This is a genomic window from Chryseosolibacter indicum, assembly GCF_018598585.1.
GTDB lineage: Bacteria > Bacteroidota > Bacteroidia > Cytophagales > Cyclobacteriaceae > Chryseosolibacter > Chryseosolibacter indicus.
The window spans coordinates 1-14,882 of record NZ_JAHESD010000003.1 but is presented as its reverse complement, the minus strand read 5'-3'; the positions used below and the strand labels follow the sequence as shown (position 1 = coordinate 14,882).

The 14,882-nt window shown below is 40.1% G+C and carries 14 protein-coding genes; 9 read left to right on the top strand and 5 right to left on the bottom strand.

Annotation, left to right across the window (positions count from 1 at the left end):
- Positions 1–260 precede the first annotated feature (260 nt).
- On the top strand, positions 261–926 hold the full coding sequence (locus KK060_RS01700; RefSeq protein ID WP_254151670.1) for a DUF4272 domain-containing protein: 666 nt from the start codon (positions 261–263) through the stop codon (positions 924–926).
- 7 nt (positions 927–933) lie between these two features.
- On the opposite strand, the gene KK060_RS01695 is transcribed toward KK060_RS01700, so the two are convergent.
- The gene (locus KK060_RS01695; protein WP_254151669.1) at positions 934–1,710 is read right to left on the bottom strand and encodes a class I SAM-dependent methyltransferase; all 777 of its coding nucleotides are present in this window, start codon (positions 1,708–1,710) and stop codon (positions 934–936) included.
- Between the two features lie 92 nt (positions 1,711–1,802).
- On the opposite strand from KK060_RS01695, the gene KK060_RS01690 reads away from it, so the two are divergent.
- Positions 1,803–2,966 (top strand): GWxTD domain-containing protein, encoded by a 1,164-nt coding sequence (locus KK060_RS01690; protein ID WP_254151668.1) that lies wholly within the window; start codon positions 1,803–1,805, stop codon positions 2,964–2,966.
- Between the two features lie 43 nt (positions 2,967–3,009).
- Positions 3,010–3,747 carry a 23S rRNA (guanosine(2251)-2'-O)-methyltransferase RlmB gene (gene rlmB, locus KK060_RS01685; protein WP_254151667.1) on the top strand — a complete coding sequence of 246 codons (738 nt, stop codon included), beginning with the start codon at positions 3,010–3,012 and terminating at the stop codon, positions 3,745–3,747.
- Positions 3,748–3,807: 60 nt separating this feature from the next.
- Here rlmB and KK060_RS01680 read toward each other — a convergent pair whose 3' ends face one another.
- Positions 3,808–4,689, bottom strand: coding sequence for an NmrA family NAD(P)-binding protein (locus KK060_RS01680; RefSeq protein WP_254151666.1), 882 nt, complete (start codon positions 4,687–4,689; stop codon positions 3,808–3,810).
- 120 nt (positions 4,690–4,809) lie between these two features.
- On the opposite strand from KK060_RS01680, the gene KK060_RS01675 reads away from it, so the two are divergent.
- On the top strand, positions 4,810–5,157 hold the full coding sequence (locus tag KK060_RS01675; RefSeq protein ID WP_254151665.1) for a winged helix-turn-helix transcriptional regulator: 348 nt from the start codon (positions 4,810–4,812) through the stop codon (positions 5,155–5,157).
- A 66-nt stretch (positions 5,158–5,223) separates the two neighbouring features.
- Here KK060_RS01675 and KK060_RS01670 read toward each other — a convergent pair whose 3' ends face one another.
- Both KK060_RS01670 and KK060_RS01665 read right to left on the bottom strand, forming a co-directional pair.
- Positions 5,224–6,300 (bottom strand): mannose-1-phosphate guanylyltransferase, encoded by a 1,077-nt coding sequence (locus KK060_RS01670; RefSeq protein ID WP_254151664.1) that lies wholly within the window; start codon positions 6,298–6,300, stop codon positions 5,224–5,226.
- A 71-nt stretch (positions 6,301–6,371) separates the two neighbouring features.
- Positions 6,372–7,340: a KpsF/GutQ family sugar-phosphate isomerase gene (locus tag KK060_RS01665; RefSeq protein ID WP_254151892.1), complete on the bottom strand. Its 969-nt coding sequence runs from the start codon at positions 7,338–7,340 to the stop codon at positions 6,372–6,374.
- Positions 7,341–7,507: 167 nt separating this feature from the next.
- On the opposite strand from KK060_RS01665, the gene recQ reads away from it, so the two are divergent.
- The 4 genes from recQ to KK060_RS01645 all read left to right on the top strand — a co-directional run bounded on the left by recQ (position 7,508) and on the right by KK060_RS01645 (position 12,865).
- Complete coding sequence (gene recQ, locus KK060_RS01660) at positions 7,508–9,697, top strand: DNA helicase RecQ (protein ID WP_254151891.1); 2,190 nt, start codon at positions 7,508–7,510, stop codon at positions 9,695–9,697.
- A gap of 244 nt (positions 9,698–9,941) precedes the next feature.
- Positions 9,942–11,231 (top strand): phosphoribosylamine--glycine ligase, encoded by a 1,290-nt coding sequence (gene purD, locus KK060_RS01655; protein ID WP_254151663.1) that lies wholly within the window; start codon positions 9,942–9,944, stop codon positions 11,229–11,231.
- Positions 11,232–12,392 carry a PSP1 domain-containing protein gene (locus KK060_RS01650; protein WP_254151662.1) on the top strand — a complete coding sequence of 387 codons (1,161 nt, stop codon included), beginning with the start codon at positions 11,232–11,234 and terminating at the stop codon, positions 12,390–12,392.
- Positions 12,389–12,865, top strand: coding sequence for a gliding motility lipoprotein GldH (locus KK060_RS01645; RefSeq protein ID WP_254151661.1), 477 nt, complete (start codon positions 12,389–12,391; stop codon positions 12,863–12,865). The genes KK060_RS01650 and KK060_RS01645 overlap by 4 nt, the downstream gene beginning before the upstream one ends.
- Positions 12,866–12,913: 48 nt before the next feature.
- Here the strand turns inward: KK060_RS01645 and rocD are convergent, their stop codons facing one another.
- Positions 12,914–14,152: an ornithine--oxo-acid transaminase gene (gene rocD / locus KK060_RS01640; RefSeq protein WP_302179986.1), complete on the bottom strand. Its 1,239-nt coding sequence runs from the start codon at positions 14,150–14,152 to the stop codon at positions 12,914–12,916.
- A 173-nt stretch (positions 14,153–14,325) separates the two neighbouring features.
- Between rocD and rmuC the strand changes: the two genes are divergently transcribed.
- A partial coding sequence (gene rmuC / locus KK060_RS01635; protein WP_254151660.1) for a DNA recombination protein RmuC occupies positions 14,326–14,882 on the top strand: 557 nt, incomplete at its 3' end.

The window sequence follows — 14,882 nt, the reverse complement described above, 5'->3', positions numbered from 1 at the left end:
AACCAATATGAACGATCAATGAATGCTTTATGAATGCCTGATGAACGAATCATGAATGGTCAATGAATGAACATCGCATGGTTGTCGCTTGCTACAAGCCAGCTACACAGATGGTTGTCCTATACACTTTTAGCTACAGAAGTACAAAACACTATAATTGCCTACAAAACGTGGCTTTGAACATCCTTCAAGCGAAATTTCGCAGGTCTTTCAACTCGCCAATAGCGCATGGCAATAATCATTGGTTTTACACCGTGGTAATGGCTACCTTAGAAAAATCAAAGGAGATCAACCTGTTAATGACTGCCATAGAAAGAAAAGAAAAGACAGAACAAATACTTCGAAGTCTGGGTATTACTTTAATTGATCAGTTGCCACCGCTTGAAGAAGAAAGTGCTGTTAGATTAAGGACACCGCAAGAAATAGCAAAACGACTTTTAATTCTAACCTACCTGAACTGCATTGTTGAGGCGGACCACCTGAAGCAGGACGTAATTTTATTTCTTAAAAAAGAAGGACTTTGGGAAAGCACCACAGCACAGGAGAAAACATGGTTCGAGAAAAAAGAACTTACGGAAACGGAAGTAACACAAATATTATGGCGGGGTGAAGCAATCTGGTTTATGCTTTGGGCACTAGATAAAACGGATAAACTGGAATTACCGGTAAGTGAAATAAATATCGACAAGGTAATACCGCTTCTTCCTCCATTTATGCAGGATACTACCGGGTTTATAACCTCGGCAACAATCAGGTCTACAACTGAAATTCTTGATCAGGCAGATTTAACATTCCGGCTTCTTTGGGCATTGCGCGAGGCAGACCTGGATGGCTCATACGAGTTGCCATTAAATGCAGGTATTGTTCACGAAAGGTATAACGCCATTAACTGGATTATGTTTGTTAATGAGAAGTGGGATGAATAATTCCTTTCTACTTCTTTACAACTAATAATAAGTCTAAAGCATTGCTGGCATCATCTACTACGATATAATCTTCATGTTTAATATCGAGCACCAGTTTATTATCGGTGGTCTGAAGTTTATTCCTGTTCCAACGGTTTAAGATCTCATACGGAATACGCAGCAAAGAGGCAGGCAGCCGGTGCTGTAGATTGAGAAGGTCCCAGCGGGTAAACTTCTCAACCGACTTTTTATTTTGCTCGTAGTAGTTCATCACCTTTTCGTTACCGGTGATTCCTTTCATTTCTACCTCTTTAAAAGACTTTGAAGCAAGGTTAGTAAGTTCGTGCGGGAGGTATTCGCGGACATGCCAGGGATTTCTAGACAAAGACATTTTGCGATTAGGCGTAGTGAGCAGGGCTGTACCACCTGGCTTGAGAACACGGTGGATTTCTTTCAGGAATAGCCCATCATTCTCAATGTGCTCAATTACCTGAAAACTAACAATAAAATCATAGGTATCATCGGCAAGACCTGATAATGGGGGAATGTTCATGCTCATGAACTTCCCGGAAGGATATTGCTTTTGTAAATTATCAATTACCGGCTTAATCTTATCAACGGCCGTAAAGCTTTTGGCACGCTCCATCAACAGGCTTATTCCTCTACCTTCACCACATCCAACCTCCAAAACATCGCCCTGAACATAATCTTTCGCCACAACATATGCTTTAAACAGACGTTGATGAATAGGATTATCAGAAGTGATCTTTTCACTGGTAATCTCAGTTGTGAATATCTTTGCCATGGCGCAAAAATAGTATTTCAATTACTTGGTAAAGAGGATTCCTGAATTAAAACTTTTATCCTGATATTCGTGCCCGATAATCTGCAATTAGTATGAATAAATGTCTAAGTGTGGCCTTCCTACTCATTAGCACCCTGGCTTATGGACAAGCTTTGCGTGATATCAACTACAATTACCTGTATAATCCGGATACTGAAGTAAGCTTACAATTGAAGCCTGTAAAACAAAACGATAATTGGGTGATCCTTTATAAGCTTCAGACAGCAAACGCAAATGATATTGAAAACTTTACTATTCAATGGCAGGGTCGCGACGCTCTTAGCAGCAAAGTTGAAGGTGCGTTATCATTTACTTCAAGTGAACCTGTACGTAGCACCACAGGGATAAATGGCGAAATATCCTTTCCAGTTTCAGGTGCTCCTAAAATTTTAGTCGCACGCGTTATTAACGAGCCCTTAAAACGCGCCTGGCTGTTTTACAAATCATTAGAAGAAACTTTTCCTGTAAATACATATTTAACAACAGGGGATGCACCTGTAACTGAACAATTTGTAAAGCCAACACAACAGGTCACGTTAAAGGATACGGCTTCACCCTATCACGTATTCTATTATAACGATAAATTTCCATCTGCTGCACCTGGCTTTTCAGAAGCACAGGCGAAGGTATCCAGGGAAATGAAATCAGACTCTGTTTTCACTGTTCAACCGGATGCTACTTTCTCATTAAATAGAGATGGTTTGTATCTTTTTCAAAGAGATACTTTGGCTACGCAAGGCCTGGCAGTACGATCAGAAAGTGATTACCCGCGTTACTCTTTGATACAAAATCTACCAGGACCTCTTATTTACATCTGCACCAAGCAGGAATATGACAGGCTTGAAAATGCGAATGGCGATAAAAAAGCATTTGACAGGACGGTACTGAACATTACTGGAGATGCGGAACGCGCAAAAATACTTATCAGGAATTATTTTAGAAGAGTAGAATTGGCCAACCAATATTTTACTTCATATAAAGAGGGCTGGAAGACAGACCGAGGGATGATATATATTATCTTTGGTGTGCCTGACCAGGTCTTAAAGTTTCATGATCGCGAAGTATGGAGTTACAAGAATGAAGCCTTTAACGTTTCTTTCGACTTTGTTAAGTCCAGCAGTTTATTTGATCCTGAAAACTATGTTTTAATCAGAAGTAAAAAATTTCAGGAAGTTTGGTATGAAGTAGTAGACCTTTGGCGAAATGCCCGATTTTAACTACTAACCTTATCGCTACGCCAGCAAACTACAACACTAGAGAATGGAAAAAACAGATATGATATATGGCACCCGCGCAGTAATTGAAGCTATACATGCGGGTAAACAGATTGAAAAGATCATGATTCAATCGGGCCTTGTTAACGACTTAATTAAAGAGCTTATTAACATAGCCAAAGAGAAAAAGGCACCTTACACGTTCGTTCCTGCAGAGAAGTTAAAAAGGTTATCTACTAAAAATCATCAGGGGGTTATTTGCCTGCTGTCTTCTGTTTCTTATGCATCAGTAGAAGATCTAATCGACAAGGCTTTTAGCGAAGGCAGAGAACCGCTTTTTATTATACTGGATAGAATTACCGATGTTAGAAATTTTGGTGCTATTGCGAGAACAGCAGAGTGCGCTGGCGTTGATGGTATCATTATAGGAGAAAAAGGTAGCGCGCCAATTACAAGTGATGCTATGAAAACTTCTGCAGGCGCTCTCAATCATTTGCCTGTAGCTCGTGAGAAGGATCTTAAAAAAACAATAAGACTTCTGCGTGATAGTGGAATCAAAATTGTTGCCTGCACGGAAAAAGCATCTAAAGAAATTTATCACATTGATGTGAGCGGGCCAGTGGCACTAATTATGGGATCTGAAGAAGATGGCATTAGTGATGCGCTGCTGCGAGACGCAGATGACCTGGCTAAAATTCCTATGAAGGGAAAGATCGGTTCATTAAACGTTTCAGTAGCCGCGGGAATTATAGTATATGAAGTTGTAAGACGCAGATTAAAATAACAACACTTATTTATGTAAATACAAAAGGCGATACTGACGTGACAGTACCGCCTTTTTATTCTATTGATTATAGACCGATGCAAATTCTTTAGCAAAATCTTCAAGCTTTGTTTTAGAAAATACCGGTTTGTTTCTTCTGGCATCTGCCTGCATGATCCCCTCTCTCATGGCTTTTCCCATTTGTGTGAAGTTTTCTGCGTGTGTTTCAGAGAGACCAGCGTGAAGTAGGCCCTGCTTCTGTTGTTCGTCAGTAAACACAACCCATTTTAATGGCTTTCCTACTGCCCTTCCTAATACATCAGCTATTTCTTCACCACTGCGTTCATCACCGATAACATATCGAACCGAGTTACCTTTAAAATTCAGATTTAATAGTTCTTCCGTCGCAGCTTCAGCAATGTCATTGGTATGTACAAGAAACAATTTCTCTGTATCTCCAAAGTTACCACCTAGTATACCAGCACCCTTTGTCATGCCTAGCTGTGCGAAGAAGTTGTAAAAGAAGTATGACGGCCGAAGGTGTTTTACCTTAACAGGAAGCGCATTCAACTTCTTCTCAAAAGCAGCAACACCATCAACCGGGCCAACACCACTTCCAACATCAGCTCCTATGCTGCTGAGGTTTACAACGTACTGAGCACTGCTCGCTTTTATTGCCTCCTCATAATTTTTCGCTACCTCATCTTGTGAAGCACGCCAGTTGGAAGTCTGCCATATCGGAGGTATCATGGTATAGATTACATCTGCATCTTTAAAGGCAGCTTTAACAAAAGAAGAATCATGAACAGACCCTATAAGGGCTTTCGCTCCAAGTTTTTCAATTTCACCTAGGCGATCAACGTTACTGGTTATCACACTAACTTCTTTGTTATGTTTTACTAACTCTTGAACAATTGGTTTACTGATGTGACCTATCGATCCTGTAATAACATACTTTTTCATAATGGTAAGCATTGTTTGTTTTTGCTTTGCAATTGTAGAGAGTAAGTTCTTTATTTGTAAGTAGTTATATTTATCTGATATAGTCAGATAAAACAGACCATTACTGATAGTCAATAATATATGAGTTCAATCAGCTTAGAAAATATTACTAATTGTCCTGTTACAGCAACTATGAGTGTTATTGGAGGTAAATGGAAGATACTTATCATTCATCTCATCAATAACGATATTAACAGGTTCGGAAAAATGAGCATGATGCTGAAAGACATCAGCAAACAGATGCTTACCACCCAACTCCGGGAACTGGAAAATGATGGAATTATTCTGCGAAAGATCTATGCAGAAATTCCTCCAAAAGTAGAATACTTTCTTACTGATAAAGGCAAAGCGTTGTTACCCGTTACCGAAGCTATGAGAGACTGGGGAAATGCTTTTGTATTAAATGAAGCTAAAGCTGTAGAAGCGTAAAAATGGAAATCCAGGTTTTCTATTACTACTCATTAGAGAAAATAGAAAACCTGGAATTATATATCTTTAAATAAATTCGTTGGCGTTAGGTCTTGTTTTTACGTCGTTCACGAATCTTCTGAATTGTTCTTCTTTATCTTTCTCGCAAACTATTACTACGTTACCAAACTCACCCACGAGGTAGCCATTCAAACCTTGTACTACAATTAATTTATCATTAGAACCTCTGATGATGCAGTTTCGTGTATCGTACGTCTGGGCATTGGCGCTGATGGCGTTGTTGTTTTCATCTTTTGCAGAGATCTCATGAATAGAAGCCCATGAGCCGAGATCAGACCAATCGAAGTCTCCAAGACATACATAGACGTTTTGCGCTTTCTCCATAACAGCATAATCTATCGATATGCTTTTACATTGAGGGTATGCTGCCTGTATTGCTCCCTTCTCTTCTGAAGTACCCAGTTTGGTCTTAATATCTTCAAACACTTCAGCCATTTCAGGTGTATAAGATTGAAGTGCTTTTACAATTGCCTGAACACCCCAGATAAAAATTCCGGCGTTCCAAACGAAATCTCCGCTCTCTAAAAATTTTTTAGCCAATGTAAGTTCTGGCTTCTCTGTGAAGGTTTTCACCTTTTTTGCGAAGTTTTTTTCAGTATGATATTGAATATAACCGTAACCAGTTTCTGGTCTGGTGGGTTTAATACCTAAGGTAATAAGCTTGTCTTGTGCTTTAGCCTGATCAACTGCTTTTTTAATGATATCTCTGAACTCATTCTCTTTCATGATGAGATGGTCAGAGGGAGAAACAACAATTATCGCGTCCTTATTTTTTTCATAAATTTTATAACTGGCATAAGCGATACATGCAGCGGTATTTTTTCGCATAGGTTCGGCAAGGATTTGCTGATCGCTTAACTCAGGAAGTTGCTGTTTCACCAGTGCAGCATGTTCTTCGTGCGTTACCACATAGATATTCTCCATGGGGCATAGTGGTAAAAATCTTTCCAGCGTAGATTGGATTAAGGTTTTACCAGTTCCTAAAACATCAAGAAACTGTTTCGGTCTTGAATTACGGCTATAAGGCCAAAAACGCACGCCCACGCCACCTGCCATGAGCACAACATATAAATTTTTATTCATTTCGAATTAATAGTATGACGTTTTGCAAAAGATAAAAGTCTCAGAATGTTTATAATGAAGTTTTAATATTTCTATATAATTCCTTCTTTCAGTAAGTCGTGCAAATGTATAAAACCTGCTACTTTATTCCCATCCATCACAACAAGTTGAGTGATATTGTTTTGTTGCATAACCTGAAGCGCTTTTACCGCATATTCGTCCTTTTGAATGCTTTTTGGATTTGTTGTCATAATTTCTGAAGCGCGTATTTTGTTAAGGTCTTCCCCCTTTTGTAGCATTCTTCTTAAATCGCCGTCTGTAATTATTCCTAGTAAAATTTTGTTCCCATCTAGAACAGAGGTACAACCCAGTCGTTTTGAAGAAATTTCGAGGATAACGTCCCTTAATGGGGCATCCGGAGATACTTCAGGAAGTTGGTGGTGTACATAGATATCTGAAACTTTAAGATACAATTGTTTACCTAGGGAGCCGCCCGGATGAAACTCAGCAAAGTCACTGGAAGAGAAATTGCGTAGCTCAAGCAAGCACACAGCGAGAGCATCGCCCATGGCAACATGAGCAGTAGTACTTGTAGTAGGTGCAAGATTGTGAGGACACGCTTCTTCTGCAATCGTTGCATTCAACACGAAATCCGCTTGCTCAGATAAATATGAATTTGTATTGCTCACAAGTGCAACAAGCTTTACGCCTCTACGTTTGAGAAGTGGGACAAGCACTTTGATCTCTGAAGTGTTACCGCTCTTAGAGATACAAATTACAATGTCTTCTTTTTGAACCATGCCCAGATCTCCATGTATTGCATCTGCAGCATGCATGAAAATAGAAGGTGTTCCAGTTGAATTTAAGGTGGCCACAATTTTATTGGCTATGATGGCGCTTTTGCCAACACCTGTTATGACTACACGACCTTTAGCAGAATATATTTCCTGCACGCAGCGCTCGAAGTCGTCGTCAATAAACTGAGTTAAATTCTCAATTGCCTGAGCCTCGTTTATTAAAACAGCCCGTGCAATTTTTTTAATATTTTTTTGTAAATTCAATGCCTTTTCAAAGTTAGCTTTGTGTACAGACAAAGATACAATATTAGGTTTTTATGATGGAGGAATGCTGTTGACTATCGGACTTTAAATCAAGAAATTTTCAAAAGCAGGAATAGCACAGACATTCTACGTGAGATTAGAAAACAATTATACACACAACAGAAATGATGTTGGTCGAAGAGAAAGACAAACTAAAAGAAAGACTCAAAGAAATTTTCGGTTACAGTCAGTTCCGGGGAAATCAGGAAACTATCATCCGTAATCTTCTCGATGGCAAAAACACCTTTGTAATCATGCCTACAGGCGCTGGTAAGTCTTTATGCTACCAGTTACCTGCTATGATGAAACCAGGTCTTGCCATTGTAATTTCTCCCCTGATCGCCCTGATGAAAAATCAGGTGGACCAGATGAATGCTTACGGAGTCAATGCTAGGTTTCTTAACTCGACCCTGAGCAAAGGTGAGATCACCAAGCTCAAGAAAGATTGTATGAATGGCAATGTAAAATTACTTTACGTTGCTCCTGAGTCTTTAAATAAAGACGAGACAATTGATTTCCTTAAGAAAGTAAATGTTTCTTTTGTAGCAATAGATGAAGCACACTGTATTTCAGAATGGGGTCACGACTTTCGTCCTGAGTATAGAAGAATAAAATCCATGATTCACAATCTTGGAGATATGCCAGTAATTGCACTCACTGCAACTGCTACACCTAAGGTACAACTTGATATCCAGAAAAACCTGCAGATGGAGGAAGCTGATGTATTCATCTCATCCTTCAACAGAAAGAATTTATACTACGAGGTTCGTCCTAAGAAAGAAACAAAGAAGCAACTCGTCAAATTCCTGAAGGAACATAAAGGTAAATCAGGTATAATCTACTGCTTAAGCAGAAAGAAGGTTGAAGAGATTGCACAGCTTCTCAATGTAAATGGATTTAAAGCTGCTCCTTATCACGCTGGTCTTGATCCTGATGTTCGGATGAAGAACCAGGATGATTTCCTTAATGAAGAAGTAGACATTGTTGTAGCAACAATCGCATTCGGAATGGGGATTGACAAACCAGATGTACGCTTTGTTGTTCACTACGATGTACCAAAGTCTCTTGAAGGATATTACCAGGAAACAGGAAGAGGCGGACGGGATGGACTTGAAGGCCATTGCCTCATGTTCTATAGCCATAACGACCTTAACAAGCTAGAGAAATTTAATAAGGACAAGCCTGTTCAAGAACGCGAGAACGCAAGAATCCTTCTTCAAGAAATGGAGTACTATGCAGAGTCACCGGTATGCAGAAGAAGACAACTACTTCATTACTTTGGTGAAGAATACACAGAGGAGAATTGCGGCATGTGCGACAACTGTGTTCACCCTCGTGAGCGTTTTGAAGGCATGGAGTACGTACAACTGGCTATACAAGCTACTAAACAGACCAATGAACGCTTTGGGTTAAACCACCTTGTGCATGTCATCCGCGGAGTCGAAGACGAGTATGTTAAAAGCTACAGTCACTTTGGCCTTGAAGTTTTTGGCAAAGGAAGCAATGAAGATGCTGATTTCTGGAAATCAGTAATTCGTCAGACACTCATCTATCAGTTCCTCGAAAAGGACATTGATAACATTGGCGCTCTTAAAGTAACAGCAAAAGGTGAAGAGTTCCTGAAGAACCCTTATTCTATTGAGCTGGCACGTGATCATGACTTTACTACAGAGATAGACGAAGAAGAAGAGTCAATTGAAAAAGCACATACCAATACGAAGGCTTATGATGTTAAGCTTTTTGAAATGCTGAAGAACCTGCGCAAGAAAATTGCAAAGGAAAAAGATCTTCCTCCGTATGTAATCTTCCAGGATCCTTCTTTAGAGGAGATGGCAACCACCTACCCTACCAGCAAAGAAGAAATGGCGCAGGTGAATGGCGTCGGTATGGGTAAGGTAAATAAGTTCGGCAAAGACTTCCTTGATTTAATCAAGAAGTATGTTGATGAGAATGATATTGAGACTGCAAGTGAAGTGATAGTAAAGTCGTCGGTTAACAAATCGAAGACGAAGATCACAATCATCCAGGCGATAGACAGAAAAGTAGATCTTGAGGAAATTGCAGAATCTACCAAGCTTACATTTGAAGAATTGCTGACGGAGATAGAAAACATCTGCTACTCTGGTACTAAGCTTAATCTGAACTACTATATCGATCAGATTATGGACAGCAGCAAACAGGATGATATTCACGATTACTTCATGGGAGCCGAAACAGATAGCCTTGAAGCTGCCCTTAATGATGAATCAATCGCTGATTATTCAGAAGAAGAGATACGCCTAATGCGGATTAAATTCTTATCGGAATACGCCAATTAAAGGATTATTAACCTTAAAACAGGAAGGGGTCAGAATCAAATCTGGCTCCTTCTGTGTTTCTGCCAGCCTTTAATTACCCCCAAACCCTACATGTTATTTTCACAGATCAAAATCGCGGTTATCTTTGGGGTTCAACTTATACTGACTTATGCTAAATGAGTATTAACAGCTCACGACAAGCGGGATAAACAGCTATAGCCAGCTCATTTGCAGAGTCAAAAACATAAAAAACTCATTTTACCACATGAATATCCTCTTAATCGGCAATGGAGGCCGCGAACATGCACTAACCTGGAAACTTAAAAAGAGCCCGCTATGCCACAAATTGTTTGTTGCACCAGGAAATGCCGGTACCGCACTTATTGCCCAAAATGTATCTATAGCAATGGATGACTTTCAGAAGCTAGGATCGTTTTGCAAGGATAATGACATTAAGTTATTGATTGTGGGTCCTGAGGCGCCGCTGGTCAATGGCATTCGCGATTATTTTCAGAACGACCAATCGCTAAAGAACATCCTGATTGTAGGCCCTGGCAAAACCGGCGCCCAGCTGGAGGGCAGTAAAGATTTCTCGAAGCAGTTTATGCTCCGTAACGGAATTCCTACTGCAAAGGCATCCACTTTTACAGCGGAAAACATTGAGGCTGCATTTGAATATATCAAAACCTGTAAGCCCCCTATCGTTTTAAAGGCCGACGGCCTTGCGGCAGGAAAAGGGGTTGTTATAAGCGCGAACCAAACAGAGGCAAAGGCAGTAATTGAAGAAATGCTGTTGGATAAGAAGTTTGGCGCAGCAAGCAGCAAAGTATTAATTGAAGAATTTCTCGACGGCATCGAGCTTTCTGTTTTCGTGCTTACTGATGGTAAAGACTATGTAATCCTGCCCGAAGCAAAAGATTACAAACGTATAGGAGAAGGCGACACCGGCCCTAATACTGGCGGAATGGGTGCTGTGTCACCTGTTGTATTCGCCTCCGGTGACTTTATGAAAAAAGTAGAGGACCGGGTAGTAAAACCTACTATTGAAGGTTTAAATCGTGAGGCAATTGATTATAAAGGTTTTATATTCGTAGGACTAATGAATGTTGGCGGAGAACCTTTTGTGATTGAATACAATGCACGGATGGGTGACCCCGAAACAGAGGCTGTAATGCCGAGAATAAAAAATGACTTGGTAGAATTGCTTTTAGCAACAGCAAAAGGGGAGTTAAAATCTCAGAAGATTGAAATTGATTCTCAATACGCTGTAACTGTAGTACTTGTAAGCGGAGGTTACCCAGGCGACTATTCGAAAGGGAAGGCAATTCACGGACTTGGTAATAAAAGTGAGACATTAGTATTTCATGCAGGAACGAAACAGGTATCAGAAAGTGTAGTAACGGATGGCGGGAGAGTATTAGCTATTACAGGAAGAGGGAAGTCGCTTGAAGAGGCACGTATAGCTGCTTACGAAAGAGCTTCACAGATTCAATGGGACGGCATGTATTTCCGCAAAGACATAGGAATTGATTTAATGAACTATAAAAATACATAAATGGGATGCGCATGTGGCACCACCACTAAGAACGGAAAAGTAGCAGGCTGTAATAATAACGGTGCCTGCAGCACGGGTGGTTGCAATAAAATGAATGTTTTCGACTGGCTTTCTAATATGGACATGCCAGCTACAGATAAATTTAAGATCGTTGAAGTCCGTTTTAAGAACGGAAGGAAGGATTTTTACAGAAACACTGAAGGTCTTAATCTAACAACCGGCGATGCCGTAATTGTTGAAGTACCCAACGGTCACCATCTTGGTCACGTATCATTACAAGGTGAACTCGTGAGACTGCAGATGCAGAAGAAAAAGATCACGGATAATGAAGAAATCAAAAAGATTTACAGAATAGCCCACCAGAAAGATCTTGAGAAGTACGAAGAAGTAAAGAAACGTGAACTACCGACTTTATATCGTACCCGCGAAATCATAAGAGATCTTAAGCTTGACATGAAGCTGTCGGATATTGAATACCAGGCCGACAATACAAAAGCAACTTTTTATTATTCTGCTGATGATCGTGTTGACTTCCGCGAACTGATTAAGCTATTGGCAGGGGAGTTTAAGATTCGTGTAGAAATGCGCCAGATAAGCTTAAGACAGGAAGCAGGCAGATTGGGTGGTATAGGAGTTTGTGGTCGTGAGCTTTGTTGTTCTACATGGTTAACTGAATTTAAAAACGTAGCCACAAGTGCTGCCCGCTACCAGAATCTCTCTTTAAATCCCAGCAAACTTTCCGGCCAGTGCGGCCGCTTAAAATGTTGTCTCAACTATGAGCTTGAAACTTATATTGAAGCACTTGAAGATATTCCAAAAGTAGAAGGACCATTACTTACGGAAAAGGGCGACGCCGTACTTCAAAAGACGGACATCTTCCGTAAGATAATGTGGTTTGGTTACGGAGAAGAAAATACATGGCATCCATTAAATATTCAAAGGGTTAATGCTATTCTTCGAATGAACCAGGAAGGCAAAAAGCCAGCAAGCCTTGATAAAGACGAATCAGAAGAAAAAGCACCTGTTGAGGCACTGAACAGCGACCTGATGAAAATGGATCAGAAGTTCAAAAATAAATCGAAGAAGAAGAAAAAGAAGAAGAAAAAAGGTGGTGGAAATGGGCCTCATCCAAATTCAAATAAACCACAAAGCCAGGAATGAGAACGATACTGATTACCCTCTTCACAGTTACTTTGTTGGCGAGCTGTGACAAAAACAGAGTTTATGATAAGAATGAAGACTTCGATAACGGCTTATGGCCTACAGCCGTAAAGCCATCTTTCGAGTTCGAAATCAAAGAAAACGTTCCTTATAACATTTATGGTAATATCAGGAACAGCGTATCATATCCCTTCTCCAGGTTGTTTATAACATATTACCTTGAAGATTCTACCGGCAACGTTCTCAATAAAAAACTTATAGAACATACGCTATTTGACCCAAAAACCGGAAAGCCAGAAGGTACCAGCGGATTAGGAGATATTTATGATCATCGTGTTCCGATGATTAACAACTACCAGTTTCCTTATACAGGAAAATACAGGCTAAGACTTGAGCAATTTATGCGAACGGATTCTCTACAAGGGATATTAGCTGCGGGCGTAAGAATAGAGAAAGTACTAAATGAAAAATGAGCACGTGGTGCTCATTTTTCATTTATAGCAGGTAAAGTTAAACACCTATTACTTCTTTAAGTCTAGTATACACTTCTCTATTATATCAGCACATTCGTGAATCTGTTCTTCTGTAATAACGAGCGGAGGCGCTAACCTTATTATATTACCATGCGTAGGTTTTGCAAGCAGACCTTCCTTCGCAAAACCAAGACAAAGGTTCCAGGCTGTTTCACTTTCGGGGGTATCATTAATAACAATTGCATTCAGCAAACCCTTGCCTCGCACTTTCGATATCAGATTTGTCTTTTCAGCAAGTTTCTGTAAACGCTCACGAAGCACCACGCCAAGCTTATGTGCATTTTCCGCAAGATTCTCATCTTTAATTACCTGTAAAGATTCAATGCATACTGCAGCCGCGAGCGGATTACCCCCAAAGGTAGAACCATGTTCGCCTGGCTTTAATAATAACATGATCACATCGTCGGCAAGTACACAGGAAACAGGCATTGTTCCTCCTGAAAGGGCTTTCCCAAGAATGAGCAAATCAGGTCTTACGTTTTCATGATCACATGCAAGCATCTTACCCGTGCGCGCCAGCCCTGTCTGAATTTCGTCCATCATTAAAAGGACGTTATGCTTGCGACAAAGCTTTTCCGCAGCTTTCAGGTACCCCTGCTGCGGCACATAAACTCCTGCCTCTCCTTGAATTGGTTCTATCCATAAACCACACACATCCGGATTTGACAATGCTTTTTCAAGGGCAGTAAGATCATCATAATTAATAATATCAAAACCCGGCATAAAAGGACCAAAGTCCTTCCGGGCGGCACTATCAGTAGAAGCGGATATAATTGTTGTTGTGCGTCCATGAAAATTGCGCTGCGCTACTACAATTACTGCTTTATTCTCTTTTATTCCTTTTCTCCTGTATCCCCATTTTCTGGCGAGCTTAATAGCAGTTTCATTGGCTTCTGCACCACTATTCATGAAAAGTGCTTTCTGGTATCCGAAAGTATCGCAAATATATTTTTCAGCTATACCTAACTTGTCATTATAGAAAGCTCGAGAAGTAAGCGTAAGCTCTTTCGCCTGATCAATCAATGCGCTAATGATACGTGGGTGGCAATGGCCCTGGTTTACTGCACTGTAGGCAGAAAGAAAATCATAGTAGCGTTTACCCTCTACATCCCAAACATAAACACCCTCTCCCTTCGTTAACACAACAGGAAGTGGGTGGTAGTTGTGCGCACCATATCTTTCCTCAAGTTCTATCGCCTCTTTGCTTGAATTGATCATTTCTACCATAAAGTTGCCAAAATTTTTTCTCGGACAGGCAATTTATCAAATAAGCATTTGAAACCCTACAACATTCATAGTATCATTTTAAGAACTTAATTTACTTAACAGAAATATCAAGAAAAATATAATCACTTACGGAAACAATTGGCAGTAAGTAGTTGCATGGATACCTTTGCCACATGGAAATTATCTTATTGGTTGCAGGTACTCTTATCGGAGGACTTTCGGGATGGATTATTGCTAGATCTAAATTTTCTGTCTCTAATCAGAACTCAATAGCTGCCATACTTGTAGAACAGGAGAAAAACAAGACACTTCAGCAACAAATAGCAGAATTTAAAATTCAACTTGAGAATGAGCATTCAAAAGTATTAAAGCTTAATGGCGAGCTCGCTGCCGCAGAAGCAGATTACAGGAATTTACAGGAGAAGTTACAGGACCAGAAGAAAGAACTTGAGTCTATCCAGGATAAGTTCACCTTGCAGTTTAAAAACCTTGCCAACGAAATTTTCGAAGAGAAGAGCAAGAAGTTTACCGAGCAGAACAAGTCTAATATTTTTGATCTTCTTAAGCCATTGGGCGAAAAAATTCAGGATTTTGAAAAGCGTGTCGAAGAAACGCATAAAGATAACCTTACCAGGAATTCAGCTTTAAGAGAACAGCTCGAAAACCTACAGAAGCTAAACCTGCAAATGACGCGTGAGGCAGAAAACCTAACCCGTGCACTGAAAGGAGA